A 26,439-nucleotide genomic window follows, 5' to 3' on the forward strand; every position below is an offset into this window, starting at 1 on the left:
AAATTTTACCTGATAAAATCTAAAATTTATGCTGTTTTTAGTGGATGAATATAGGAACCACATCTTTCATTTTGTATCTTATTATGAAGTTTATTTACATTATGTGAAATCCCATGTCTTGTTTTACTTCAGCAAAAGCTCCTTCAGAATGAATACTTCTATTCATTCTCAATGCTATTTCTTCATAGCTAAGTATTCTTTTTAAAGACTTTTCACGCTTTTCTTGAAACAACTTGGAGATTTCTAAATGTTTAGTACGTTCTTCCAATGGGGGGTTACTATTTATGCCTTTGATACACTTTGATTTCAACTGGCATCCGCCGCAGGCCTTGCTGGTATTGCAAGTCTTTTTGCTTACATATCCAGTTTTATTTTTTGAGTTTTTAGTACCACATACTTTGAGTTTTTTTCCATTTATGCATATATAAACATCTTCATTTGAATTATAAGTCATATTTTCTTTTCTGCTGATATCGGTCTTATATTTTCTGGTTTTACTAATTTCATAATTTGAAGGCTTGATGAATGCAAGTTGATTACTTTCCTCAAGATACACGTAGTTTTCTTCACTTTTGTATCCAGAGTCTGCAATTATATTTTTGTAAATTCGTCTTTGATTTCGGCGTAAGCCTTCTAAAAAGGGAATTAATATCGTAGTATCTGTACATTGAGGTCCGGCGCTAATCCAAACAATATATTCTGCATCAGTACCAAATTGTGTATTGTATGCAGGTTTTAGTTGTCCATTTTTCATAGCATCCTCCTTCATACGTATAAAAGTTGCATCATGGTCTGTTTTGGAAAAGCTAGTTCTATCACCTGCAATATGAATATAGTAATTATATTTTTTAAGTTTCCAAAGATATTCATCCAGCTGTTCTAGTGTCTTTTGAAGTAAACTTTTTCTTTTACCAGCACCATGAACAAAAGTTATGTTTTCATCTTTTTCTATCTTCTTTAGTTTCTTACGAAGTCTTTTAAGATAATGAATTTTAACAATGTTTTTGCACAAAATTTTAATGCCGAAATCATTTTCAGCCTTCAAAATAAAAGTGGGGATTTTGTCCAGTAACTTTTGCTGATTTTTAGTTACTGACTTTTTCCAGACAAAAGAATACTTATTGGCTGCCGCCTCAATTTTTGTGCCATCAATAAAAAGATTCTCTAAAGAAAGCTCTCCATTTTGAGCTAGAAATTCTGTCATTTGAACCATAATTTTTTCGGAAACTGGAGCAAAATGAAGACTTCGAAATCTAGCAATAGTAGAATAATCTGGTGCTGGCGCGCCTTCAAGAATATACATGAAATTGACATCACGTTTGCATGCAGTTTCAATTTTACGTGAAGAAAAATAATGATTCATGTACGCGTATAATATAATCTTAAGCATCTGTCTTGGGGTTGCTTGATTTTTCCTTACACGGAAATAAGTCTGGTATAATTCTGTTAAATCCATCTCCTCTACAACCTGACTCAGCAGCCTTACGGCATCATCTTTTGGAATTATGTATTCAATATTTAATGGTAATTTTAATTGATAAAGGCTACCACGAGTGGTATAATCTTTTTGTGTTAAGTTTGTTATTTGCATAAATAAATTTTACACCTTTTCCCGGGCTTTTTTAAGCCCGGGAATCGTATTTTTTGAAAGAAAAAAGCTGTTGTACTAATTTCTTAGTGCAACAGCCCCCTTTTCTTACCATCTTTACTTCCGTGGGTATAACCTATCACTTCAAAGTACTTTGAGAGTTCCTGTATAAAATCATCATACCAAGGACACTTAGATCTAATACATGAAGATAAATGAATTATTGTTACTCCAGTTTCCTTCATCTTATAATTCCCAGCGGACTCTCTACAGCAGCCATCAGTTTTACTGTTCCAACCTTCATACTTGCATCCTTTTCTATAGTCGTTACAAGTTTATCCGATTCTCTTACGTCACCATTTATAATCTACACTACCAGCAGCTCTGTAAGCTGCGGTTTGTACTCTTGCCTTTATAACACAGTATAGAGCTCCGTTGTCACTGGCAACCACTCTAGCACTCTTAATATCTAATTCCAATAGTGTATTAGTAATTACCTCTATAATTTGTTCTCCAATATACATAATTTTTCTTCAAGAATGCATCCAAAATATTGTAAAGTACATGTGGTAATTATTTTGAAAATGTGTTGAAAGTATTACAAAAATGGAATAATATATTATCATATACATTTAACGTAAGTTGGGTTGATTTTCTTTACTGCACTAATATAAACTCATATTAGTGAATATTATATTATATAGGTTTATATTTAAGCAGTAAATTTAGGGGAGGGGGTACAAGATGATTCGAGCAATTGGCATTGGAGATAATGTTTGTGATAAATATGAGCATCTTAAAAAGATGTTTCCTGGTGGACAAGCACTAAATTTTGCTGTCTATTGCTGCAAAGAACATAATGATGCAGCTTACATAGGCGCCTTTGGAAGTGATGGAGTTGCACAGCATATTATTGAAACCCTTAAAGAAATTGGAATTGATTTTTCTCATTCAAGACATTATCTCGGAGAAAATGGTTATGCAGTGGTAAACATTAGAGATGGTGAACGTGTATTTGTAACTAGCAATAAAGGTGGGGTTCTCCGTCTATATCCATTAGAATTTACTAAGGAGGACATTAATTATATTGCCTCCTTTGATGTTATTCATACAAGCAATAACAGTTATCTTGATAAAGAACTTCCCAAGCTTGCTTCTCTTGACAATAGACTTTCTTATGATTTTTCTAGTTCATGGAAGGATGAAAAACGAACTTGCCAAATTTGCGGGTATATAGACATTGGATTTATTTCTTGCTCTGACATCACTGAGGAAGAGATAAAGATTCAGCTTATTAAGATGCATGATTGGGGTTGCTGTATAGGAATTGCGACCAGGGGAAGTGAAGGTGCTATTTTGTATGATGGAAACAGCTTTTATGGAATTAAGCCTAAAATTGTAAGTGCTATAGATACTCTTGGTGCAGGCGATTCCTTTGCTGCTGGTTTTATTATGAATTTTATTGAATACACAAAGTATAATGCTCCACCGAAAGGAAGTAAGGCCTATAATGAATTAATCCAAGGTTCCTTAGAAAATGGAGCAAGGCTATCAGCTCAAACCTGTATGGTGAATGGAGCATTTGAACATGGTACTAAGCTTGTTTAACAAGTTTTATAAATAATAATGAGAGGTGAAGAAATAATGGGATTCATGATTGGTGTAGACGTAGGAGGAACCTTTACAGATTTTTCTGTATTTGATTCAGAAAAAAGAAGATTATTTCACTTTAAACACAGTTCAACTCCTGAAGATCCATCCATATCTATTGTAAATGGTATTAAGCATATTTTAGAAAGTGAGAATATTGACCCCGCAGAAGTAGTATATCTTGCTCATGGAACAACAGTGGCAACAAATGCACTGATTGAAAAAAATGGTGCACGAATGGGACTTATTACTACAAAAGGCTTTAAGGATCTTATGGAAATTGGCAATCAAAAGCGACCATCTCTTTATGACCTTTTAAAGGAAAAACCGCAAAGTTTAATACCACCTGGGCTTAAATGTGAGGTTACTGAACGTGTTTGCTTTGATGGTTCTATAAAAGTTCCACTAAATGAACAAGAGGTTATTGAGGTAGTTAATTATCTAAGAAGTCAGAATGTTTCTACCATTGCAGTATGTACCTTATTTTCCTTTATAAATCCAGTACATGAGCAACGTATAAAAGAAATTATTAATACAGTATATCCAGAGGCTTATGTTTCTATTTCAAGCGAACTTGTTAATGAGTTTCGAGAATATCCTAGAATGAGTACTGCTGTGCTAAATGCTTATCTAGGTCCAGTTATGAAAAAATACGTTAATAATTTTCAAAAATGTGTTAAGGAAGCAGGTATTGAAGTTGCACCTTATGTAACTCAATCTAATGGATCAATTATTTCAATATCAGAAACCGTTGATTGTCCTATTAAGACCGCTGTTTCCGGGCCTTCTGCAGGTGTTATAGGTGCAAGGTACATAAGTGAGCAGTGTGGCATCAATAAGATAATTACCTTTGATATGGGAGGCACAAGTGCAGATATAAGTCTGATTGAAGATGGAAAGGCACAGGTATCTTTTGAACGATTTGTTGAAGGTTATCCGGCAAGAATACCTATGATAGATATTATAACAGTAGGTGCAGGCGGTGGTTCCATAGCAGCTATTGATGAAGGAGGAGCCTTAAAGGTAGGTCCTAAGAGTGCCGGAGCTGCGCCTGGTCCTGCTTGCTATAAGAGGGGAGGAAAAAATCCTACAGTTACAGATGCTAATATAGTTTTAGGTAAACTAAATCAACATAAAATATTAGGTGGCCGTATGGATGTAGAACTAGAGCTTGCAGAGAAGGTGATAAGGGATGAGATTTCCAGTAAGTCAACACTTGATATTGAAAATGCAGCAGCAGGTATTATATCTGTAGTTAACTCTAATATGATCCGTGCAATTCGTCTTGTATCCGTAGAGAGAGGTTATGATGTCCGTGAATTTACACTTATGGCCTTTGGTGGAGCAGGTCCACTTCATGCTTGTGAAGTTGCAAAAGAGCTTGGCATTAAACAAGTGCTTTTACCACCAGCTCCAGGAACCCTTTGCTCACTGGGATTACTTATGGCAGATACTCGTTTTGACTTGAGTCGTTCTAATATAATGCTTGCAGAAGTTGAAAATTTCTCGGCTATTAATGATATCTTTTCACAACTAATTACAGAGGGAGAGAAAATGCTTCAAAACGAAGGTATTCCTGAAGATAAGAGAAGGTTTGATTTTGCTATAGACTGCCGTTATGAGCGTCAAAACTATGAAATTACAATTAACATACCTGTTGGAGAATTAGATGATAGTGTACTTGCTGAGCTTGTTGAAAACTTTAATAAGGAACATGAACGTTCCTATGGGTATTGTGATCGCACAAAAAAGCTCCAGTTAGTTAACTATAGAGTTGGTGCAATAGGAGTAATTGAAAAGCCTGCTCTTAAAAAGAATACTATAGAAGATAATATAGTAGAGCCAAAGCCAATAGATGTGAGAAAAGTGAGATTTGAAGGAAATAAAAATTATATAGATACAAATATATTCAATCGTTCAGATATACCATGTGGGTACACCATTCCTGGTCCTGCTATTATAGAGCAGATGGATTCAACATCTGTAATTCCGCCAAATTGGCATGCATACAACGATTGCTATAACAATCTTATTGTAAGATACAATGGAGGTGAAGATCATGAATAAGCAAGTTGATGCTGTAATCGTAGAAATAGTTGGAAACTTACTTTTATCTATTGCGGAGGAAACGGGACTTGCCATTATACGAAGCGCATATTCTACCAATATAAAGGAGCGACGGGATATTTCTACAGCTGTGTTTGACCCTGAGGGAAACATGGTTGCTCAAGCAGAACACGTACCAATGCACTTAGGTTCGCTTCTAGGTATTGTTAAAGAAGTATATAAAAACTTTAATAGAGAAGATATAAAAGGAGGGGATATGTTCATAGGAAACGATCCTTATAATGGAGGCGGTACTCATTTACCAGATATAACTGTTGTATCACCAATTTTTGAAAATGGTAAACTAATAGGTTGGGTAGCTAATCTTGCACACCATAGTGATGTGGGTGGTAAGGTACCTGGATCAACTTCTGGTGATGCAGTTAGCATATTTCAAGAGGGAACAAAAATTCCATTAGTTCGTATTTGTAAAGACGGTGAAATTTGCACCGATATTGTAAAAATCATTATGGCAAACAGTCGTATTCCTAATGAAAGATATGGAGATTTGCAAGCACAGATTGCAGCTAATCGTGTTGGTATCCGTCGTATGCTTGAAACTTACAAGCGATATGGAGATGTATTAATAGAAAGTATGTATCAGCTTCAGGACTATGCTGAAAGAAAGCTAAAAGCTGGAATTTCTCGCTTGCCAGATGGTATCTATACATTTAACGACTATATGGATGATGCAGGCGTTGCCTTCCCTGACCCATTAAAAATCAGTGTGACTATAACTAAAAGTGGAGATAATATGACCTTAGACTTTAATGGAACAGATAAGCAGGTGGAGGGACCAATAAATGTTACTTATAATGGATTGCTTGCAACAGTTTTTTATTCCTTAAAAGCATTAATTGATCCAAGCATACCATCTAATGCTGGTATCTACCGTGCCTTTAATGTGGTTTGTGAGCAGGGGCTCCTTATAAATGCAGAAAATCCAGCACCAGTAGGTGAACGTATAGATACTTGCCAGCGTATTGCAGATGTTATCTTTGGTGCACTTGCTCCTGCTGTTCCAGAACGCGCTATAGCTTGCTGCAATAGTTCAGTTACTTCAGCAATTTTTTCTGGTACTGATCCAAAGGATAAAAATAGATTTTTTGTATATCTTGAGGTAGTTGCAGGAGGTTCTGGTGCAAGTAAGAACTCAGATGGTCTTAGTGGAGTTCAAGTGCATATGACCAATACCTCTAACCTGCCAGTAGAAGCGCTAGAGATGGAATTCCCATTAGTGCAGGTTCGCAAATATGCTCTGCGAAAAGATAGTGGCGGCGCAGGCAGAAACAGAGGCGGACTAGGCATAGTTCGTGAATTCGAAATAATGTATGATGGAATATCCTATACAGGACTTGGGGACCGTCAGAAATTCCCACCATGGGGTTTAGAAGATGGACTCAGCGGTGCTGGTGGGGCTTACTACCTTTACAAAGAAGGCTGCAGCGAGGAAAGGCTTCCTTCTAAGTGTACGGATATACCACTTAAAAAAGGCAATATAGTAAGTGTTTATACTCCTGGCTCAGGAGGTTATGGAGATCCAATGACCAGAGATCCTTATAATGTGCTGATTGATGTAATTGAAGATAAGGTATCTGTAGATATGGCGAAAAAGCTTTATGGAGTTTCTGTGGAAATGAAAAATGGAACTTATGTATTAAACGAAGATGAAACTAGATCATTAAGAGAAGAGAGATGATATATGATGTCTGATGTTTTGTTGTCAGTAGAAAATTTGTCAATGGTCTTTGAAAACAAGCGTAGGACCTTTACTGCAGTAGATAACCTGAGTTTTACTGTAAAGCCTGGGCAGACATTAGGCATTGTAGGGGAGAGCGGCAGTGGAAAAACTATGGCATCACTTTCTGTCATGAATCTGCTTCCTAATCAAGGAAAGATAGGCACTGGGAAAATCAATTTTGAAGGTACAGACTTACTTGCCCTAAAGGAAAAGGATATGCAAAAGATTCGTGGGAAGTACATTTCTATGATATTTCAAGATCCGATGATGTCCTTAGATCAAGTGTACACAGTAGGATATCAAATTGTAGAGGCAATACTTGCTCATGAAAAGGTAAGTAAAGCAGAAGCAAAGGAGAGGGCTATAAAGCTCCTTGCATCTGTAGGAATCCCTCATTCTGAAAGAGTATTTAATTCTTATCCATTTCAGTTGTCTGGGGGAATGTGCCAAAGGGTAATGATTGCTATTGCACTTAGTTGTAATCCAAAGTTGATTTTTGCTGACGAACCTACCACTGCTCTAGATGTTACGGTACAAGCTCAGATATTAGACCTCTTAAAAAAGGTTCAGAATGAATATAACATGGGAATCGTAATTATTACTCACGACCTTGGTGTTGTGGCGGATATCGCTGATCGGATAATAGTAATGTATGCAGGAAAATCAATGGAGGAAGCACCTACTGAAACAATAATGTTTAGGGCAAGTCATCCATATACTGCTGGTCTTATAAAGTCAATGCCAAAGCTTTCTGAATCTGTTGATAGGTTGTATAGCATAGAAGGAATGGTGCCAGATATACGCAATATGCCAAAGGGCTGTCGTTTCTGCACACGCTGTCCTTTAGTAGAAGAAAGATGCAGAGTAGAGGAGCCCGAAATGCGAGAAATTGAACCTGGACATTTTGTCAGGTGTTACAAAGCAGAACCACAAAAGGAAGGAGGAGTACAAATTAATGGATAGTGATTTGCTATTAGTTGTAGATAAAGTCAGCAAGACCTTCCCGGTAAAGAGCGGCATGTTTTCTTCCTCTAAAGGTGTGGTACATGCTGTAAACAATGTAAGCTTTCAGGTTCGACGGGGTGAAACCTTTGGCCTTGTAGGAGAGTCTGGTTGCGGAAAAAGCACCTTGTCACGAACCATTCTACGGCTTATTGAGGCAGATTCGGGACAGATTCTCTTTGAGGGTAAAGATATTATGAAAATGAATAACAAAGAACTCAGAAAGCAGCGTGAAAATATGCGTATGGTCTTTCAAAAGCCCTTTGATTCATTAAATCCTCGTCAGACTGTTCGTGAAACTATTTCAGCTCCTTTTAAAATTCATAGAAGGGGCGAATATAGTAACCAGATGATTGAAAAAAAGGTGCTGGAACTATTGGATTATGTGGGGCTCAGCAGTAGCTATATAGATCGTTATCCCCATGAGTTTTCAGGAGGACAAAGGCAAAGAGTTGGTATTGCAAGAGCACTGGCCTTAGAGCCTAAACTTATCATCTGTGATGAACCTGTTTCTGCATTAGATGTTTCTATTCAATCACAGATTTTAAATCTTCTAAAGGATCTGCAAAAAGAATTTAAACTTACCTATATTTTTATTTCTCATAATCTTTCAGTAGTAAAACACATGGCAGATCGAATTGCAGTAATGTATTTAGGTTCTATAGTAGAAATTGGAGATAGTAAGGATCTATATAATAATGCTGAGCATCCCTATACGAAGGCGTTGCTCTCGGCCATATTAGATCCAGAAGCAAAGAAAAATAAAGAAAGAATCATTCTCAAGGGTGATATACCAAGTCCAGTAAATCCACCAAAGGGATGCCTGTTTTCTACTAGATGCCCACTGGCAGTGGATAAATGCATGCAGGAGCGTCCAGAGTTAGAAAGTCTAGGCAGCGATTACAAGGTTGCTTGTTTTCTACATAAAGAAGGCGGTGGAAAAATATGAAGAAGTTCATTCTAAAAAGATTACTTACTACTTTAGTTCTTTTGTTTATTGTATCCTCTATTGTATTTTTGCTTATACATCTAATTCCTGGAGATCCAGTTTTGCTTATGTTGGGTACAGATTCAACTCCAGATCCTGCAGCTGTTGAAAGTCTTAGAAAGCAGCTAGGCTTTGACAAACCACTCCTTGTGCAATACTATACTTGGCTGATAAATGCCTTACAAGGAAACCTTGGAACCTCCTACAGTGAGCATATTCCAGTAATACAGTCAATTGCGTCAAGGCTGCCAAGAACATTGGAGTTAGCTTTTGTATCATTGATTTTATCCTGCTTAGTGGGAATTCCATTAGGTGTATTTTCTGCACTACGTCGTGGTAAAATCTCAGATCTTCTTATGACAACGGTCGCTTCAATTGGTACATCAATTCCTGTTTACGTGGTAGGATATATGCTAATAATTATATTCTCTTTAGATTCATTGGGGCTAGGCTTCTCCCTCCCATCAAGTGGATATATGAATTTATCAAGAAGTGTATCAGGGCATTTTCTTAGGCTTATTCTGCCTGCAATTACACTTGCTTTAGGACTTGCTGCTTCCATAGTGAGAATGATGCGTTCATCAATGCTGGAGGCACTTTCTAGTGAATCTGTTCGAGCATTAAGAGCAAAGGGACTTAGTGAGAGAAAGGTAATTGTAACACATGTTATTCGTAATGCTTTTATTCCTGTAATCACTGTTATTGGCCTTCAAATGGGTAGCTTGATTGGAGGAACAGTACTGGCTGAAACTGTATTTAACTGGCCTGGTTTAGCTACTTTGCTTGTAAAAGCTATAAATCAACGTGATTACCCATTAATTCAGGGATGTGTTTTGATTATGTCTGCAGTATTTATTATTACAAATTTAGTAGTTGATATTTTATATGGCATACTGGAACCAAGGGTAAGATAGGGGGAGCAAAATGAAAATATTAAAGAGTTTTATGAAAAGTAAGAAGTTTATGTTTAGTATGGTTATATTAATTCCAATAATCTTAATGGTTATATTTGGACCTATCATTGCTCCTAATGACCCTATTGAGATGAATGCAGCAAATACATTTGCTCCTTCATCAAGTCAGTACCCTTTAGGAACTGACGAATTTGGAAGATGTATTCTTTCTAGAATACTTATTGGAATACGCCCTTCTATGGTTGTAGCTCTAGTTGGCACCTTTTTTTCCTTTGCTTTTGGATCTCTTCTAGGTATTGTAGCAGGCTATTTAGGTGGAAAGACTGGGAATGGGATTATGCGTATAGTGGACATAATACTTTGTTTTCCCCCTATACTTCTGGCAATGATGGTAGTATGCCTTTGGGGTGCTGGTGTACGTAATCTTACTATAGTAGTGGCTATTCTTTATATGCCGCATTTTACACGTATTTCATATTCCTCGACCCTAAAGGTAAGGAATATGGAGTATGTTGAAAATGAAATTTCTATTGGGGCAGATATATTCCATGTACTGACAAAGACTATTTTTCCAAATATATTTTCTCCATTGATTATTCAAATAAGCTTAACAATTACTAATGCAATTTTAATTGAATCAGGATTGAGCTTTCTTGGGTTAGGTGTGCAGCCACCGCAGCCATCATGGGGCCAAATGATTGGTGATGCACGTGCCTTTTTGACTGTTTCTCCAATGTATACTATATGGCCATCCCTTTTTTTAAGTCTGACTATTCTTGCAACTAACTTGATGGGCGATGCTATGCGTGATGTCCTAGACCCTAAGCTAAAGGATAGCTTTTAATCATTGATTCAATAAAAATAAAAAGTTGACAGCTAAGAATAGGCGTATATATTATTATAAGAGGAGGCTATTAAATGAAAAAATACTCGTATCGTAAACTTTTTTCAATGGCAATTGCTTCAGTTTTAACTATATTTCTTGCTGTAGGCTGTGGCAATAAACAATCGGAAGGCACAAATGCTGATGGTAAGAATTCCTCAAGCAGTGGTTCTGTTCAAAAAGCGGATGAACTGGTTGTTGGAATCAGTGCTGATCCGTCTACTCTTGATCCAATGGTTCAATCTGGCCAAGCAACTCGTTTAATTAAAATGAACCTATATCGTGGATTACTTGCCTACCAGCCAGATGGTAAAATAGGTAATGAAGTAGCAGAGTCCTATCAAGTGGCTGAGGATAACAAAACCTATACCTTCAAAATTAAACAAAATGCAAAGTTCCATGACGGAAGTGACATTAATGCTGAGGACGTAAAGTTCTCAATGGAACGTATACTTGATGAAAAGGTTGGAGCAACCTTTCGTTCAGACTTCAAAAACATTTTGGATAAATGCGAGGTTGTAGATAATAAAACAGTTAAAATTATTCTTAAGCAGCCGAGTGCTCCATTTATAGACCTTTTAACACTGCCAGAGTCAGTTATAGTTTCAAAGGCATGGTGTCAAAGTCATAATAACGACCTTAATGCTAATCCTATGGGAAGTGGACCATATAAATTTGGTAAATGGGATAAGGGACGTGAGATTACACTTAGTGCCTTCAGCGACTTTTATAAGAAGGGTAAGCCTGAAACTAAGGGAGTACGTTTTGTTATCATTCCTGACGCGACAACTCGTGCAAACGCATTAAAAACAGGCGAGGTTGATTTAATAGACTATGTTGCTTCAAAAGATGTTATTGCTTTTGAAAAAGAAAAAGGTATAAAAGTTGATATTTCAGAGGCTCCATTTATGTGTTTACAGATTAATTCTAAGGAAGGTCCTTTGGCCAATCCAAAGGTTAGACAGGCCATTGCATATGCTGTAGACCGTAAAAGCGTTATAACGACTGCCTTTATGGGACGTGGCACACCAATTTACGGTTTTCCAACTCGTAGTGGACAAAATGGTTATGATGGAAAATATGATAATTACTTTAAATTTGATCAGGAAAAGGCAAAACAACTCTTAACTGAAGCTGGATATCCAAACGGTTTCAAGGTTAAGATACTTTCAAGCTCAACCTATGATTTTCATAAGCAAACAGCCCTTGTTATACAAGATAGCTTAAAGAAAATAGGCATAGATGCTGAAGTTGAACTTCCAGACTGGTCTACACGTATTGAACGTTCAAACAAGGGAGATTATCAAATTTTAGTTTCCGGAACAGCTGGAAATATAGTAGATATGGATTGGTGCACAAACTATTTTGCAAGTGGAAACCCAAGAATGAACAGTGCAGCATGGTTTGCAGATGAGGAAGTAGATAAGCTTTTAAATGAAGGTCGCTCTACACTAGATCCGGCAAAACGTGCAGAAATATATGATAAACTTAGGAAGAGAATTTTAGATTTATCACCATTTGTATTTATCAATTATCGTGAGCAATGCTTTGCTCGCAAAGATACTGTAGAAGGCTTTAAAAATCTTGATGGTATTCTTACGTACAACTCTGGTATATCTATAGAGAACACCTATGTAAGAAAATAGTAAAGTTTATGGGCATTCAAAGTTAGGAGGAATACAGATGGATATAATAGAAATAATAAGTGAAATAAAAGCTAAAATGGATTTTAATGGAGGATTAAAAGCAGTTTACTTTGTGGCTTGTGGCGGCTCTATGGCAGCTATTTATCCCGGAAAATATCTTCTGGATAGTGATGCTAAAAATATTGCTACCAAGATATATAGCAGCAATGAATTTGTCCACACTACCCCAAAATCCTTAGATAAAAATTGTATCTGTATTATTTGTTCATTAAAGGCAACTGCAGAAACAGTCGAAGCGGTTAAAGTTGCTAATGAAAAAGGTGCAGTTACAATAGCAATGACTGGTTCTCCCGATACTGAGATGGCAAAAAACGGGCAGTACTCAGTTATATATTCAAATGGAGACAATCAAATTTACTCAAAGGCTAATCAAGCTCTAGCACTAAAACTGTGCTTTGAAATTTTATACCAATTTGAAAACTATGAACATTACGAGAAAGCTATGAACGCATATAAACACATAGACAGCATTGTTAATAATACCAAAGATAATATGCAGGAAGCTGCCCAAGCCTTTGCGGAAAAATTTAAGGATGATAGTGTACTTTATGTTCTAGGCTGTGGTCCGCTATATGGTACAGCTTATACAATGGTGAGCTGTCATCTTATGGAGATGCAGTGTAAGCATGCAGTTTTGGTGCATAGCGGTGAATATTTTCATGGTCCTTTTGAAACAACAGATAAGGATTTAGCAATGATACTTTTAATGAGTACTGGACGTACTCGTGCTATGGATGAAAGAACACTTAAATTCATGAAAAAATATGCAGATCGTTATATAGTAATTGATGCGAAAGATACTGGCATTGATGTAATTGATGAAAGTGTGGCTGAATTCTTTAACTCAGTAATCATGATTCCTATTGAGCGTTTCTTCGTATCAGAAATGGCAAAAGTTCGCGGTCATTCAATGGATTATAGAAGATATATGTGGAAGTTAGAGTATTAATCAATCCTTCAATTATATTTATAAAATAGAAAGTGGGCTAGAGGTGTGATGGAATGTTAAAATCAGATGAAGTTATTCCTTTGTATGAGCAATTAATGAATAAACTAAAAAATGAAATAGCAGCGGGTGTCTATAAACAGGGAGAAAAGCTTCCCTCGGAAATAGAAATGGCAAAGGGAAACAATGTTAGTGTTGTAACAGCACGCAAGGCCATGGATGAGCTTGCAGCCATTGGTATTGTAGAAAAAAGGCGAGGAAAGGGTACCTTTGTAGCCAGATCTAAGTATAAACGAGATTATACAAGAATTCGTGGATTTAGTGAGTCTTGTATAGATATCGGGCTTACACCAGGCACTAAATTATTAGAGCAGAAACTTGCAAAGCCTAAGCAAGAGATATTAGATATGCTGAGACTTCCAATGAACTCGCAAACTGTTTTTATATCAAGGTTAAGGTACGTGAACGGTGAACCTATGATTATTGAAGATAGCTATTTTTCACTGGATTATGCCTTCCTACTGAATGAACCCTTAGATAAATCACTGTTTGCAGTTTTGAAGGAAAAACGTGACATTGACATTGCCATATCTCGCAAGGTAATTGAAATTTGCCGTGCCGGCACTAAAGAATCAAGGTTACTTAACGTACGAAAAAACCATCCACTTCTTTTAACAAATAGTACTGCTTTCACAGCAGATGAAACACCAATATATGTTTGTTCGCAGATAATCAATGGAGAACGCTTTAAGTTACATGTTTGATAGATTCAAATATGACTTTGTTAAAACAACAGAGGTTATCTCAGATTTGTAAAATAAGTAATTATAGAAAGAGGTTTGCTACTATAACCTCAGTGAAAATTCCTTCAGTTAGCTTTCTATGTATCTACAAGGGTGTATAGAAAGCTAATTTTGATTTTTTAAGTAAATATAAAGAAAAATTATGTGGCTATATTTCTATACAGAACTAATCCTATAAGCGTAAATTAAATTCATCTATCCTTCCCAGAACTAAGTTCATTTAGGTGATAACCTAAATTCTCTTCACCACTGCTTACTTTTTCTATTTCAGTTACAATAGTCATAAGGTACATCAACAATATTAAAGCCTAAGTAACACCAACAATTTTTCTTCTAGTGCTTAGGCTTATTTTCATTTACACAAAATAATATTATAAAATTCTTAGCATACCCTCATAAAATTCGTTTGCTATATCGTAATACTTATTGAGAGTTTTGTTAGGAGATGATGTTATTATGAATTATTGCAGTAAGTGTGGTACTGCATTAGCAGATGGAGCTAAATTCTGCCATGAATGTGGTTTTAAACAAAAGGGGTTAATAAGTAAAATAAAAAAAAGAATTTCCAGAGAAGATAATCATGAAAATGTACAAGCTACTGGAAATAGGGCTAAAAAGTATAGCAGAAGTGAAAAAACATATAGTCCAATTAAAGTTGGAGTCTTAGCAGTCTTAGCAATTTTATTAGTAGGCTTTGGATCATATTATATATGCTCCTTAACCTTATCAACTAGTGATATAAAAGAATCTGATATATATTCTAAATTAACGCCAAAATCAAATGATGATTCTAAAAGCGATGCAACTAATAAATCTGCAGATAAAAATCAATCTAAGGATAGTAAGATAGATGAGAGTACAAATCACGGTACAGATAAAATAAGTTCTAAGGATGACTATATGTTCTCTAATAGCGGAAGTAAAAAGCTTTTAGATTCAGATTTATCTTCCTTAAGTAAGGAAAAGCTTGCTCTAGCTAGGAATGAAATCTTTGCAAGACATGGTTATGTTTTTGAAACAGAGCCTTATAAAAGCTATTTTAAGAATAAATCATGGTACAAGCCAAATTCGAATTTTAAGGGTAACAATGAGGAACTAAGTAAGATTGAAAGATATAATATAGATTTGATTTTAAAATATGAAAAAAGATAAGGTTTCTAGACATGTAGTTAAAATTATAAACCCTTATAGCATCTAAAAGTTATAGGGGGTTAGAAACAGCGAACAGTCTTTGCTAACGCTCTGACAGTTCGCTGTATGAGGACTATTAATTTTCAATTTCTAATTTTTTAACTACATCAATTATAGTTCCATCCCTATATTCTACCAAAGCCACTATGTCCTCGGCATACTTAATTCCCTTAGGAACGCCTACAATTTCCTCCGCTTCCTTCTGAAGTTCATGGATAGTCTTTATAGGAAGCTGTGCCTTATTAAATCTTTCAATTAAGTCTTTTCTAAGTGGATTTACGGCAATTCCATAATCGGTAACAAGCACATCTACTGTTTTACCTGGGGTATTTATGTTATTGACTTCTTTAACTACAGAAGGTATTCTTCCTCTAACCAGTGGTGCTACAATAATAGCCAAGTTAGCTCCTGCTGCAGTATCTTGATGTCCACCAACAGCTCCCCTTATTTCTCCATTTACTCCTGTCAAAGTATTTACATTAAAGTTAACATCTATCTCTAAAGCACTTAGTATTACAACATCAAGCTTATTTACTATACTGCCACCGTTATGCGGATTTGCATAAAAGCTTGTGTCTACCTCTATGTGATTCTTATTTTCCCTTATAGATCTGCAGCCTTCTAGATCAAGACTTTGAGTATCTACTAATGTATTTATATATCCTTCTTCATGGAGTTTTACAAAGGCTCCTGTTATTCCACCAAGAGCAAAACTAGCTTTGATATCCTGCTCTTTCATTTTCTCGCCTAAGAACTGTGTAACAGCTATAGATATGTTTCCAGAACCAGTTTGCATAGAAAAACCTTCTTTAAAATAACCGGACTGAACAATAACATCTGTAGTACTTTGTGCGATTAAAAGTGATCTTGGGTCCTTGGTAACTCTAACTGCCCCTGAGCTGATCTTTGATCCATCGCCTATCTCATCCACCACAACTACATAATCAACGTTAGTCTGATCTATACTTATAGGTGAGCATGGATAAGGCACTAAGTTATCTGTTAAAAGTACTACCTTCTCTGCGTATTTAGCATCTATTAAGGCATAGCCTAAAGCACCGCATACACTTTTACCTGAATAGCCATTGGCATTCCCATATTCATCACAAGCTGGAACTCCTAAAAAGGCTACATCAATTTTAACTTCACCGGCTTCTATTGCTCTTGCTCTTCCACCATGAGAGCGTATTATAGCAGGCTCTTTTAGTATGCCTCTAGATATTGCTTGCCCAAGATTTCCCCTTAAGCCACTAGTTTCAATTCTCCTTATAATGCCAGCTTCAATATAACTAACAATTGGATCATGAACATCGGTTAAGGAACTAGGTGCTAAGACTAGATCTTTAATTCCAAGCTCTCTAATTACCTCAAGTACTTTAAGTACTACATAATCACCATCTCTAAAATGATGGTGGAAGGATATTGTCATCTCATCCTTTAATCCTGCCGCAAAAATTGCTTCTTTAATACTATCCTTTAATTTGCTCTGACCTGGTTCCATTTTTCTCTGCAGTTTTCCAAATCTTCTTGCTGTTGGTTCCTTTTCAAAAGGGCCTCCATAAGGTTCTAGTTTTCTTCCTCCAATTTCCTCTGGAATTAACCTTCCTACTTTATTCTTAATCATCTAAATCACCACCTCTATATATGCCAGAAGCCTTTGCAAGGCTTATTACTCTTCTTGCTCTCTCTACCATTGGCTTATCAATCATCTTTCCATCTAGAGCTATAACACCGGAATTATTTCTTTCTGCTTCTTCTATTGCTTTAAAGGTTCTTAAAGCATACTGAATTTGTTTCTCTGTTGGTGAGAAAACTTTATGAACTATAGGTATTTGTCTAGGATGTATAACGGATTTTCCATCAAAGCCAAGTTTGTGAATTTTCCTCACTTCATTTTCGAAACCTTCCTCATCATTTATATCAGAGAAAACTGTATCTAAAGCATGAATTCCAGCAGCTCTACAAGCGATAAGGAGCTGTCCTCTGGCAACGATAAGTTCTTCTCCATCTAGAGATCTAACAGTTTTCATAGTTGTAACGAAATCTTCTGCCCCTATAGCCATAGCAACCAGTCTTGGACTTGATTTAGCTATATCGAAACAGTTTATAATTCCCATTGGACTCTCTACAGCAGCCATCAGCTTTACCGTTCCCGTCTCCATACCTGCTTCTTTTTCTATAGCAGTTACAAGTTTATCTGCTTCTCTTACATCTTCTGGAGTTTCTGTTTTTGGAAGTCTAATGATATCAGGCTTAGCCTTTACAATAGCCTTGAAATCCTCTATGCCAAAGGGAGTATCTAATCCATTTACTCTTACAACAAGCTCCTTTCCTCTGTAATTAACAGTTTTCAATGCATTATATATTAAAAACCTTGCGGCATCCTTTTGATTAACTGATACAGAATCTTCTAGGTCAAACATAATAGAATCTGAACCATAAATATGAGCATCTTTAACTATTGCTGGATTACTTGCAGTAACGTACATCATAGTTCTTCTTAATTTAATTTGCTCCACAAATCTCACTCCTTACCATTTATAATCTACACTACCAGCAGCTCTGTAGGCTGCAGCTTGTACTCTTGCCTTTATAACACAGTCTAGAGCTCCTTTGTCATTGGCAACCACTCTAGCATTCTCAATATTTAACTCCAATAGTGTACTCGTAATTACCTCTCTAATTTGTTCTCCAAACTGTATTTCCACAGAGCTATCTAATTCGATTTCAATGCCTTTGTTTGGGTTTGGTTCTATAATTACTGTAATATCACTTGATTCAACAGTACCGCATATTCCTACTTTAATAATGTCCATACTTTACCTCCATGCTAAACTCTTTATAATTTTCAGATAGGGTTTACAAAGCATATATCCTGATATTGCCTATTATACTCTTGGAAATAATTAATATAAAATAAAAGATTTTTTGTGGTTCTTAAAAAAAGTTTTTCTTTACATCTGTTGTTTTATTTGAAAGAGCTTTTGAAATTCTTTATTATCTTTCTTTATGAGTTTTTACAATTTACATGTTAATTATGGTAGATTATAATGAAGTGGAAAATTGAATCAGTGGGGATTCTCTTACCCCATCTGAATTTTAGAGCTGCGAATGCATGGCTTACTTGGCGTAAGGTTAAAGCGGGTAGCTATCGGATAAATTAGTCTTGGAAAAATTTCCAGAGGAAATGAGGGGATATATCTTGGATACTAGAGATTGGGAAATCTTAAAAATACTTTATGAGGAAAAAAATCTTACAAGAGCAGGGCAAAAGCTATTTATCTCACAGCCTGCTATAACATATAGAATTCGTCAATTGGAGAAGAATTTTGGAATAAATATTCTTTTTACTGAGGATAAAAATATTCAGTTTACAACTGAAGGAGAACAGCTTGTTGAATATGCTGAAAAAATGCTGTTAGAGGAGCAAAAATTAAGGGACACTATTATGAATGTTGGCAGTGAAGTAAAGGGTACTTTAAGACTTGGGGTGTCTAATAGTTATGCTCAGTACAAACTTCCATCTATATTAAAAGGTTTTCTAGAGGCTTATCCTAAAGTTAAGATCATGCTAAAAACAGGCACTAGTAGTGAAGTAATTAACCTTTTATTCAATAATGAAGTTCACATCGGAATAGAAAATGTAGGGTATGATTGGGAAGGTTCAAAGGTGCCAATGGGCAAAGAGAAAATTGTTCTTATTTCAAAAGACAAGATAGATATAAAGGACTTACCTAACCTGTCAATGATTAAATACACTAAAAATCCTTTTCTAAAGAATTCCATTGAAAATTGGTGGCAAAACAACTTTACTACATCGCCTTTGATAAATATTGATGTTAACTATAGCGGTACCTGCAAAGAAATGGTTAAGAATGGTCTTGGCTTTGCCATCATGCCAGAGTTTTCTATAGAAAAACATGATAATCTACATATCCTTCAGCTCTGTGACGAAAGTGGAAAACCTCTACAAAGGGATAACTGGATGAATTTTAGAAAATCCTCATTAAAGCTATCTGTTGTAAGTAAATTTGTTGACTTTATTACTAAGCATAGTGCTGTAGAATCCACTTAGAAAATTATAGCAAGAACCTAGAGGTGTAAATTTTAAAAATAGGAAATGAAATTGGCATTAGTGAATTTTATTTCCTATTTTTGTATTTTATAACCGTCAAAAACACATGAAAAATATAGAAAAATGTCGAAAAAAGTAGACGAAAAGGAAATTGTATTATGAAACTGATACTAATTATTAAATATCTATGTCCAAATAACCTGATACTCATACAACCTAACATGCCATATAGTATAGAAAGGAGATTGTTGTAAAAAAAGCAAATTTAACCCATAGAGTGTCAATTAAAACAAAGCTGATTGGAATTATTATTCCGATGATGGTTATAGTAATATCAACCCTCATTATTATTTCTTATACTAAATCTAAAAGTATAATAACTAATTCAGCTAATCAGTTACTAGAAACTTCAAGCCAAAAACAAGTTGACCAAATTGAATCATGGTTAAATGAAAACTTGGCATCATTTAAGGCAGTAAAAACTACATTAGAAACTTCATCTTTAAGTGACGATAAATTGCAAAACTACTTGGATATATATTATGGATATAGCAATAACTATCCAGAAGGGTTTTACATTGCTGATGAAAGTGGAAAACTGTTAAAAGCAACAAAATCTAATAAATCTGATAAAAATCTACTTAATTCAGTATGGTATAATGAAGGGCTGACTCGTGTTAATTTCAGAGGTTATGGTTACTCAATCAAGTAGTATTACCCAAAATAGCGAAAAAGTAGCTAGAGACGCAGAGAAATTGTCAAGCACATCTGATGAGATTAGTAAACAAATTCAAATGTTTAAGATATAAGTAGCTTTAATAAAAGTTCTAAGGAGGATGTATGTATGAAGAAAAAAATAGCTATAATTCTAACTGTAATTATGATGCTTGCTATTTTTTCAGGATGTGGCTTAAAAGGCAGCGTATCTTCAAATAAAAAGGTGAAAATTCTATTTTCACTTTCGGACGGTTCAGATAACTTTCGTAAGTTACTAGCAAAATATGCTGAAAATTATGCTAAAAGTCAAAATGTTGAGTTAACAGTGATGGATGCAGCTGGGTCTATAGAAAAACAGGTATCAAATATGAAAGAAGCGGTTACAAGTGGATATAGTGCAATAATATGTGCACCAGTAAATATAGATACGGCTCTACAACTTGAGAAAACTGCGGAAGGAATTCCAATAGTATTTTTGAATAGTAATCCGAAGGATAGTTTATTAGAAAAGAATAAATATGTTTATGTAGGTTCAGATGAAAAAGTGGCCGGTCAATATCAAGCAGAGTATATAGCAAGCTATTTAAAAAGTAAAAATGATGTTAAAGTAGTTTTACTTAAAGGAGAGAAAGGACATCCAGCTACAAAAGGACGTACAGAAGCGGCAAAACAGACTTTAAAAGAGAAAGGGATAAATGCTGAGTATGTCTTTGAAGATAATGCAAATTGGAGCAGACAGACAGCAAAAGATATGTTTAATGTATTTTTATCTACAGGTAAAAAATTTGACTGTGTAATTGCTAATAATGATGAGATGGCACTTGGGGTAGTAGATTCACTTAGAGAAAACAATATTGATCCTTCATCAATTCCAATTCTAGGAGTTGATGCTACAAGTGTAGGAAAGCAAGCTGTTGTTGATGGCAGTATGAAGCTTACAATTTACCAACCAGCAGAAGGCCAAAGCAAAAGTGCGGTACAAGCCGCTATTGAAATAGGGTCAGGCGGTAGTTTATCTAACATAAAAAATGTAGCTGATAACGGCAAGTATATATGGGTACCATTTGAAAAAGTAGATAGCAGTAATGTAAATAAATATATGAATTAACTAGTTTGATATATTTTAGAAGTGCAAATAGGTTTTGGAGAATCCAAATCTATTTGCGCTTTTTTTATATTTTACTGTTTCTCTAAATACCAATTTTTATTAAAAACATTAGTGAGTTTAAGGGTGCTTTAGGTAATTTTTTACGCTTGTATAGAATACAAATATTAAAGTGTAAAAGTATTTTTAAGGAGAGATTAGTATGGCATATTGCCACAAATGAGGGCAACAGGTTGAGAATGGAGATAAATTTTGCACCGCTTGCGGTGCAAGGTTAGTTGAAGATTTTAATGTGGAGACAGAACAACCTTCACAAGATGAGCAGTTTAAAATGAGCCATGGGATATTGATCTTGTAGCTAATAATGGTAAGGCTAATGTAGATGTACTTGCAAAGCTTAGCTATATAGATGTATAAAGTCAATACCAGGATGCTGAACTTTTTGTAGACGGTAAAGATACAGGGGTTAAAATTGCTGATGCTGAAAATTTTGGGCCTTTAAATAGTAATACAAAGATATATGCTACTGTTACTAGAGATGGTAAAACTATGAAAAGTGATGAGTATATAGTTGGGCAGGGTGATAGTAATATTAATTTAACCTTTACAAACGCTGAAAACATTGCTAGAAATATAGAAGGCGATCTACATGATCTTATACGCTGGTATACTTATTATTTTACACAGGCTGTAAATTATAATAATTTTCAGATGGTAGAGGATTATTTATATCCAGGAAGTAAGCTTTATTACGACCAAAAAAGCTATGTTCCAAGCACCTATAGCAGAGGTATAAGGGATACTATTTTGAGTTTTAATATACTTCCTTATACGCTAAGTGATGATAATAAATCCGGAACTATAACTACACAAGAAGTTTACAATATATATAGCAATGGAAAGTCTTCAGTAAAAACCTACAAATACACTTATACCTTCAAATATAACGAACTAAAGGGACATTTTCAGCTTGATACTATTGATACTACAGGTAATTAAATAGAAGGAATTAAAAGATATTATGGGAATTTTAAAAGATGTTTCTAATAGAGTAACCAGTAAGTTAAAGATGTTAAACCTACGTAATATGAACAATTCTAACAAAAAATATCCGATAGCAGACGGATCATTTATACAAGCTGATATGGTGGAAAAGTGGAATGATTCGAAATGGCAAAGTGAATTTAATTATTTAAAAGAAGTTAATATGCATTACGTTATTATGAGTACTTCGATTACTGAAGGTGATTTAACTAAAACTATCTACCCAACGAAAATTCCTGGAGGGGAAATGGAATATCCATCAGTGGACATTGTTGACATGTGTCTTAGAAATGCAGAAAAAACAGGTATGAAGATTTTTTTAGGCATTAATTTTAATAGTGAGTGGTGGAAAAAAGGATCTAGAGATCCTAGCTGGCTTTATGCTCAAATGGAAAGAGGGAATCTGATAGCCGACGAATTATATACTAAATACTATTCCAAATATCCTAACGCTTTTCATGGATGGTATTGGGTGTATGAGGTAGATAATTTAAATTTTAGAACAAAGGATGATTTTTCTGTACTGTCTCAAGCAATTAATATCAATTTAAAACATTTAAAAGGAAAAAAACATCGATTACCCTTTATGTTATCACCTTTTATGAATTCTATTTATGGAAAGGCAGAAGAATATGCAAAAAATTGGGCTTATTTATTTCAGCATACAGATTTAGGGCAGGGTGATATATTTTGCCCTCAAGATTCTGTTGGTGGAGGGGGACTAAAAATAGATCAAGTAGATCAATGGTTTGCAGAATTAAGAAAAGCTGTAGATACTAAACCAGGGTTATTATTTTGGGCTAATACAGAGACCTTTAACCATTTAAATTGGTCCAGCGTTCCTCTTAATCAATTTGTTAGGCAGATGGAAATTGAAAAACCATATGTAGATAACATTATAACTTTCGCATATTGTCATTACTATAGTCCTAATAATATTGATAAAGGCTTCCATGAAACATACTTAAATTATGTTAAGAGTGGTGGATTAGAAAACCGTAAACCAACACCTCCAAAGGAAGTCAAAGTTAAAAAAGATGGGGGAAGTAAGTTTTTAATTTCTTGGCTTCCAGCCCATGATAATATTGGAATATATGGTTATAAAGTTTATAGAAACAAAAAACTAATTTTCACTACTAATCTAGATCGAATATTCAAAGGAAAAACAGGAAAAAAGGAAGAACTTGTAATGAGTTATATAGATAAGGTGACCTTAAGGGATAAATTCAAATGGCTTAATTATGAAGTAAGAGCAGTAGATTTCGCAGGAAATATATCAAAGCCTAAAAAGGCAAGGGCATCTTGTATTATAAGAAATTGGAGAAATATTTTAAAAAAATAGTGGTAAGTTTATCTACAGGAAATGAAATTGGCATTAGCAAATTTCATTTCCTGTTTCTTTTTATTTCTTATTAAAAATAAATATTCTAAAGCAAATTATGCCAATAGATAGACTAAGAGAGTGGATTTTAGACATAACAAAGGCTATTACAATTTATTCACTTTCCTATAGAACAATGTTAAATGGCAAGGATTTGTTTACAGTATACAAAAAATCGCTTTTATATTTGTCTATAGTGGACATATGAAAAAAATTAACGATGTGGTAAATTATCTATATAATATTTGATGAATTGTTAATTATTTATAGTTATTAATGATAAATTTGTATTGAATAGGGGTTGAAATTAATAAATTATAAATTATTTCAAATTAAAAGAAGCAGATAGGATATAAAAAGGGAGTGAGAAAATGAATGTAAAAGTTGCATGTGTTCAAATGGAACCAAAACTGTATGACGTGAAGGCAAATATTGAAAAGATGTGTGATTTTATTCATCAAGTAATGGATAAGGACAAAGATACAGATCTTATAGTTTTTCCTGAATTAATAACGTCCGGTTATGAATGTGGCAGGGAGTTTCAAAATATTGCTGAAACAGCTCCCGGCGGAGAAAGTATGAAAGTAATAGGGGAGTTGGCCAAGAAGTATGGTACCAATATTATATATGGATTTCCTGAAAGAGATGAAAATATGAAGGACGTATTATATAACTCTTCGGTTTATATTAACAGAAATAGTGAAGTATCAGGGATATATAGAAAGGTTCATCTATTTGATACGGAAAAAAGCTATTTTAGGGCAGGCTGTGACTTTCCTGTATTTGATACTGACTTTGGGAAAATTGGAGTTATGATTTGCTGGGATACTGCTTTTCCTGAGGTTGCAAGATCATACTCTTTGAAAGGAGCAGATCTACTTGTAGTAAATACAAATTGGGAAAAACCTTATTCGGAAGATTGGGACTTGATTACAAGAGCAAGAGCCTTTGATAATTGTATGTATTTAGTTGCAGCAAATAGAATAGGAACAGACAGGTCTTTGGGATTTTTTGGACACAGTAAGATTATAGACCCTATAGGTAAACCTATAAAAGAATTAAATGAGGAAGTAGAAGGCATAATTTCAGCACAGTTAGATTTAGATTTGCCTAGAAGACTAAGAGCAGAGTATTACACTTTTTTTAGGGATAGAAGGCCGGAGCTCTATAAATCATTAGTAAATTTATATTAAAAAGAGGGGGAATTAAATCATGGAAAATAATAAATTACAAAAGGATCATCTAACCTATCTAGAAACCATAGCTCTATCTGTAGCAATAATGGCGCCTACAGCGGCAATGGCATTAAATGTTTCTCTAATGGCAAGTGTGTCATCATATTCTATTTCACTTGTATTCATTATAGCTACTGTTGTCATAGGATGTGTATCAGTTGCTTTCATAAAGTTTAATCAACATTTTTCAACAGCTGGATCTGTATACACCTTTACTGAAAAGTCTTTAGGCAAAAAGGTTGGGTTTATTTCGGGATGGCTTCTTTTCTTAACCTATATGATGTTTACTGCTGCATCTGCTGCAGAGGTTGGAGCTTTTATGGAGAGTGTTTTTAGTATTGCAGGTATTAAAGTAAGTTGGATACCTATTGCATTATTAAGTATCGTTGGTATATGGGTAATTTCCTACATGGATGTAAAGTTAAGTACACGAATCATGTTAATATTCGAAGGTATATCAATACTTTTAATATTGGTTCTTGCAATTGTTGTTCTATTTAAGGTTGGTACAACCACTGGCCTAAGCCTTGCTCCTTTTAAGATTAATGGAAATGGCGGATCTTCAATTGCCCTAGCAGTAGTCTTCGGGTTTATGTCCTTTGCTGGATTTGAAGGAGCTTCAAGTCTTGGGGAAGAGACAAAAAATCCAAAGAAGCTAATACCCCTAGCAATTTTAAGTGCAGTTTTCGCAACCGGTTTATTCTATTTATTAATAAGTTATATTCAAGTTATAGGTTTTGGAATTAATCCAGAGGGGATAAAGGGGCTAGCATCATCAGCATCACCTCTAGGTGACTTATCTTCTAAATTTATATCGGATGCTTTTGCAATAATGATAATGCTTGGAGCAGCACTTTCTGCCTTTTCCTGTGCATTAGGTAGTGCATCTGCAGGATCAAGAATGTTGTTTTCAATGAGTAGAGATGGTAATATTTCTGCTATTTTATCAAAGGTTCATCCTAAATATAAATCCCCATATGTAAGTCTTAATATAATAATGGCAGTTTCTATTGTACTAGTTATAGTAATGTTTAAAAACACTGGAGCACAGGTTTTTGGATATCTTGGAACAATTGCAGTATTAGCTCTACTTTTAGCTTATCTATTAACTACAATAGGAGCATTAGTATATTTCACAAAGATAAAAGTATGGAAGGGCTTCAATCTTGTAGCACCTGGCATAGCAGTAGTTGTATTATCATATACTTTCTATTCTAATATTTATCCTGTACCAGCATATCCAGTGAATCTGTTCCCGTATATAGTTTTAGCTTGGATAGCTGCAGGAATATTTATATTGGCGAAGAATACTTCAAAAGATAAAAATTCAGTTAAAGTTTCTGCAATGAGACTAGAGGAATAGA

At 34.9% G+C, this 26,439-nt stretch carries 23 protein-coding genes and 2 pseudogenes; 19 read left to right on the forward strand and 6 right to left on the reverse strand.

Annotated features, from left to right (window positions below):
* Positions 1 to 94 precede the first annotated feature (94 nt).
* The 3 genes and pseudogenes from CLMAG_RS27140 to CLMAG_RS31190 all read right to left on the reverse strand — a co-directional run bounded on the left by CLMAG_RS27140 (position 95) and on the right by CLMAG_RS31190 (position 2,112).
* Entirely contained in the window at positions 95 to 1,591 is a 1,497-nt protein-coding gene (locus CLMAG_RS27140; RefSeq protein ID WP_341421071.1) for an IS1182 family transposase, read from the reverse strand.
* 83 nt (positions 1,592 to 1,674) lie between these two features.
* Positions 1,675 to 1,854, reverse strand: a pseudogene (locus CLMAG_RS32040) (CGGC domain-containing protein); the annotation flags it as partial.
* 87 nt (positions 1,855 to 1,941) lie between these two features.
* A complete protein-coding gene (locus CLMAG_RS31190; protein ID WP_082832109.1) occupies positions 1,942 to 2,112 on the reverse strand; it encodes a hypothetical protein in 171 nt (56 codons plus the stop codon).
* A 220-nt stretch (positions 2,113 to 2,332) separates the two neighbouring features.
* Here CLMAG_RS31190 and CLMAG_RS27145 point away from each other — a divergent pair, with 220 nt between their 5' ends.
* The 11 genes from CLMAG_RS27145 to CLMAG_RS27195 all read left to right on the forward strand — a co-directional run bounded on the left by CLMAG_RS27145 (position 2,333) and on the right by CLMAG_RS27195 (position 15,479).
* Entirely contained in the window at positions 2,333 to 3,196 is an 864-nt protein-coding gene (locus CLMAG_RS27145; RefSeq protein ID WP_066630229.1) for a PfkB family carbohydrate kinase, read from the forward strand.
* Positions 3,197 to 3,232: 36 nt separating this feature from the next.
* Positions 3,233 to 5,305 carry a hydantoinase/oxoprolinase family protein gene (locus CLMAG_RS27150; RefSeq protein ID WP_066630230.1) on the forward strand — a complete coding sequence of 691 codons (2,073 nt, stop codon included), beginning with the start codon at positions 3,233 to 3,235 and terminating at the stop codon, positions 5,303 to 5,305.
* On the forward strand, positions 5,298 to 7,043 hold the full coding sequence (locus CLMAG_RS27155) for a hydantoinase B/oxoprolinase family protein (RefSeq protein WP_066630240.1): 1,746 nt from the start codon (positions 5,298 to 5,300) through the stop codon (positions 7,041 to 7,043). Before CLMAG_RS27150 ends, CLMAG_RS27155 begins: the two co-directional genes overlap by 8 nt.
* A 3-nt stretch (positions 7,044 to 7,046) precedes the next feature.
* Positions 7,047 to 8,048, forward strand: a complete 1,002-nt coding sequence (locus CLMAG_RS27160) for an ABC transporter ATP-binding protein (protein WP_341421076.1) — start codon at positions 7,047 to 7,049, stop codon at positions 8,046 to 8,048.
* Positions 8,041 to 9,036: an ABC transporter ATP-binding protein gene (locus CLMAG_RS27165; RefSeq protein ID WP_066630241.1), complete on the forward strand. Its 996-nt coding sequence runs from the start codon at positions 8,041 to 8,043 to the stop codon at positions 9,034 to 9,036. Before CLMAG_RS27160 ends, CLMAG_RS27165 begins: the two co-directional genes overlap by 8 nt.
* On the forward strand, positions 9,033 to 9,989 hold the full coding sequence (locus CLMAG_RS27170; protein ID WP_066630242.1) for an ABC transporter permease: 957 nt from the start codon (positions 9,033 to 9,035) through the stop codon (positions 9,987 to 9,989). Before CLMAG_RS27165 ends, CLMAG_RS27170 begins: the two co-directional genes overlap by 4 nt.
* A 10-nt stretch (positions 9,990 to 9,999) precedes the next feature.
* Positions 10,000 to 10,833, forward strand: a complete 834-nt coding sequence (locus CLMAG_RS27175; protein WP_066630243.1) for an ABC transporter permease — start codon at positions 10,000 to 10,002, stop codon at positions 10,831 to 10,833.
* Positions 10,834 to 10,907: 74 nt separating this feature from the next.
* Complete coding sequence (locus CLMAG_RS27180; protein ID WP_066630245.1) at positions 10,908 to 12,518, forward strand: ABC transporter substrate-binding protein; 1,611 nt, start codon at positions 10,908 to 10,910, stop codon at positions 12,516 to 12,518.
* Positions 12,519 to 12,555: 37 nt separating this feature from the next.
* Positions 12,556 to 13,527: an SIS domain-containing protein gene (locus CLMAG_RS27185; protein WP_066630247.1), complete on the forward strand. Its 972-nt coding sequence runs from the start codon at positions 12,556 to 12,558 to the stop codon at positions 13,525 to 13,527.
* A gap of 80 nt (positions 13,528 to 13,607) precedes the next feature.
* Positions 13,608 to 14,288 (forward strand): GntR family transcriptional regulator, encoded by a 681-nt coding sequence (locus CLMAG_RS27190; RefSeq protein WP_242873150.1) that lies wholly within the window; start codon positions 13,608 to 13,610, stop codon positions 14,286 to 14,288.
* 495 nt (positions 14,289 to 14,783) lie between these two features.
* Positions 14,784 to 15,479, forward strand: coding sequence for a YARHG domain-containing protein (locus CLMAG_RS27195; protein ID WP_066630251.1), 696 nt, complete (start codon positions 14,784 to 14,786; stop codon positions 15,477 to 15,479).
* Between the two features lie 115 nt (positions 15,480 to 15,594).
* Here the strand turns inward: CLMAG_RS27195 and citF are convergent, their stop codons facing one another.
* The 3 genes from citF to citD are packed head-to-tail and all read right to left on the reverse strand — an operon-like array spanning position 15,595 to position 18,334.
* Complete coding sequence (gene citF / locus CLMAG_RS27200; RefSeq protein ID WP_066630253.1) at positions 15,595 to 17,142, reverse strand: citrate lyase subunit alpha; 1,548 nt, start codon at positions 17,140 to 17,142, stop codon at positions 15,595 to 15,597.
* On the reverse strand, positions 17,135 to 18,010 hold the full coding sequence (locus tag CLMAG_RS27205; RefSeq protein ID WP_066630323.1) for an aldolase/citrate lyase family protein: 876 nt from the start codon (positions 18,008 to 18,010) through the stop codon (positions 17,135 to 17,137). The genes citF and CLMAG_RS27205 overlap by 8 nt, the downstream gene beginning before the upstream one ends.
* A 39-nt stretch (positions 18,011 to 18,049) precedes the next feature.
* Positions 18,050 to 18,334, reverse strand: a complete 285-nt coding sequence (gene citD / locus CLMAG_RS27210; RefSeq protein WP_066630255.1) for a citrate lyase acyl carrier protein — start codon at positions 18,332 to 18,334, stop codon at positions 18,050 to 18,052.
* Positions 18,335 to 18,720: 386 nt separating this feature from the next.
* Here citD and CLMAG_RS27215 point away from each other — a divergent pair, with 386 nt between their 5' ends.
* The 8 genes and pseudogenes from CLMAG_RS27215 to CLMAG_RS27245 all read left to right on the forward strand — a co-directional run bounded on the left by CLMAG_RS27215 (position 18,721) and on the right by CLMAG_RS27245 (position 26,438).
* On the forward strand, positions 18,721 to 19,593 hold the full coding sequence (locus CLMAG_RS27215; RefSeq protein ID WP_066630256.1) for a LysR family transcriptional regulator: 873 nt from the start codon (positions 18,721 to 18,723) through the stop codon (positions 19,591 to 19,593).
* Between the two features lie 277 nt (positions 19,594 to 19,870).
* The gene (locus CLMAG_RS27220) at positions 19,871 to 20,305 is read left to right on the forward strand and encodes a hypothetical protein (protein ID WP_066630258.1); all 435 of its coding nucleotides are present in this window, start codon (positions 19,871 to 19,873) and stop codon (positions 20,303 to 20,305) included.
* 132 nt (positions 20,306 to 20,437) lie between these two features.
* Positions 20,438 to 21,418, forward strand: coding sequence for a substrate-binding domain-containing protein (locus CLMAG_RS27225; RefSeq protein ID WP_066630260.1), 981 nt, complete (start codon positions 20,438 to 20,440; stop codon positions 21,416 to 21,418).
* A gap of 426 nt (positions 21,419 to 21,844) precedes the next feature.
* Positions 21,845 to 22,009: pseudogene (locus CLMAG_RS35115) on the forward strand (TcaA 3rd/4th domain-containing protein); the annotation flags it as partial.
* Positions 22,007 to 22,414, forward strand: a complete 408-nt coding sequence (locus tag CLMAG_RS27230; RefSeq protein ID WP_423231099.1) for a TcaA NTF2-like domain-containing protein — start codon at positions 22,007 to 22,009, stop codon at positions 22,412 to 22,414. The pseudogene CLMAG_RS35115 and the gene CLMAG_RS27230, both read left to right, overlap by 3 nt.
* Before the next feature lie 22 nt (positions 22,415 to 22,436).
* Positions 22,437 to 23,801 carry a DUF4434 domain-containing protein gene (locus CLMAG_RS27235; protein ID WP_066630265.1) on the forward strand — a complete coding sequence of 455 codons (1,365 nt, stop codon included), beginning with the start codon at positions 22,437 to 22,439 and terminating at the stop codon, positions 23,799 to 23,801.
* A 410-nt stretch (positions 23,802 to 24,211) separates the two neighbouring features.
* On the forward strand, positions 24,212 to 25,033 hold the full coding sequence (locus CLMAG_RS27240; RefSeq protein ID WP_066630266.1) for a carbon-nitrogen hydrolase family protein: 822 nt from the start codon (positions 24,212 to 24,214) through the stop codon (positions 25,031 to 25,033).
* A gap of 19 nt (positions 25,034 to 25,052) precedes the next feature.
* Entirely contained in the window at positions 25,053 to 26,438 is a 1,386-nt protein-coding gene (locus tag CLMAG_RS27245) for an APC family permease (RefSeq protein WP_066630267.1), read from the forward strand.
* The last annotated feature ends 1 nt before the right edge of the window (position 26,439 follow it).

It is taken from the genome of Clostridium magnum DSM 2767 (assembly GCF_001623875.1).
Lineage (GTDB): Bacteria > Bacillota > Clostridia > Clostridiales > Clostridiaceae > Clostridium_AM > Clostridium_AM magnum.

Excerpts from the sequence above, each read along its gene's own strand:
- CLMAG_RS27140 (WP_341421071.1), bottom strand. The coding sequence starts at position 1,591 with ATGCAAATAACAAACTTAACACAAAAAGATTATACCACTCGTGGTAGC.
- CLMAG_RS31190 (WP_082832109.1), bottom strand. The coding sequence starts at position 2,112 with ATGTATATTGGAGAACAAATTATAGAGGTAATTACTAATACACTATTG.
- CLMAG_RS27145 (WP_066630229.1), top strand. The coding sequence starts at position 2,333 with ATGATTCGAGCAATTGGCATTGGAGATAATGTTTGTGATAAATATGAG.
- CLMAG_RS27150 (WP_066630230.1), top strand. The coding sequence starts at position 3,233 with ATGGGATTCATGATTGGTGTAGACGTAGGAGGAACCTTTACAGATTTT.
- CLMAG_RS27155 (WP_066630240.1), top strand. The coding sequence starts at position 5,298 with ATGAATAAGCAAGTTGATGCTGTAATCGTAGAAATAGTTGGAAACTTA.
- CLMAG_RS27160 (WP_341421076.1), top strand. The coding sequence starts at position 7,047 with ATGATGTCTGATGTTTTGTTGTCAGTAGAAAATTTGTCAATGGTCTTT.
- CLMAG_RS27165 (WP_066630241.1), top strand. The coding sequence starts at position 8,041 with ATGGATAGTGATTTGCTATTAGTTGTAGATAAAGTCAGCAAGACCTTC.
- CLMAG_RS27170 (WP_066630242.1), top strand. The coding sequence starts at position 9,033 with ATGAAGAAGTTCATTCTAAAAAGATTACTTACTACTTTAGTTCTTTTG.
- CLMAG_RS27175 (WP_066630243.1), top strand. The coding sequence starts at position 10,000 with ATGAAAATATTAAAGAGTTTTATGAAAAGTAAGAAGTTTATGTTTAGT.
- CLMAG_RS27180 (WP_066630245.1), top strand. The coding sequence starts at position 10,908 with ATGAAAAAATACTCGTATCGTAAACTTTTTTCAATGGCAATTGCTTCA.
- CLMAG_RS27185 (WP_066630247.1), top strand. The coding sequence starts at position 12,556 with ATGGATATAATAGAAATAATAAGTGAAATAAAAGCTAAAATGGATTTT.
- CLMAG_RS27195 (WP_066630251.1), top strand. The coding sequence starts at position 14,784 with ATGAATTATTGCAGTAAGTGTGGTACTGCATTAGCAGATGGAGCTAAA.
- citF (WP_066630253.1), bottom strand. The coding sequence starts at position 17,142 with ATGATTAAGAATAAAGTAGGAAGGTTAATTCCAGAGGAAATTGGAGGA.
- CLMAG_RS27205 (WP_066630323.1), bottom strand. The coding sequence starts at position 18,010 with ATGATGTACGTTACTGCAAGTAATCCAGCAATAGTTAAAGATGCTCAT.
- citD (WP_066630255.1), bottom strand. The coding sequence starts at position 18,334 with ATGGACATTATTAAAGTAGGAATATGCGGTACTGTTGAATCAAGTGAT.
- CLMAG_RS27225 (WP_066630260.1), top strand. The coding sequence starts at position 20,438 with ATGAAGAAAAAAATAGCTATAATTCTAACTGTAATTATGATGCTTGCT.
- CLMAG_RS27235 (WP_066630265.1), top strand. The coding sequence starts at position 22,437 with ATGGGAATTTTAAAAGATGTTTCTAATAGAGTAACCAGTAAGTTAAAG.
- CLMAG_RS27240 (WP_066630266.1), top strand. The coding sequence starts at position 24,212 with ATGAATGTAAAAGTTGCATGTGTTCAAATGGAACCAAAACTGTATGAC.
- CLMAG_RS27245 (WP_066630267.1), top strand. The coding sequence starts at position 25,053 with ATGGAAAATAATAAATTACAAAAGGATCATCTAACCTATCTAGAAACC.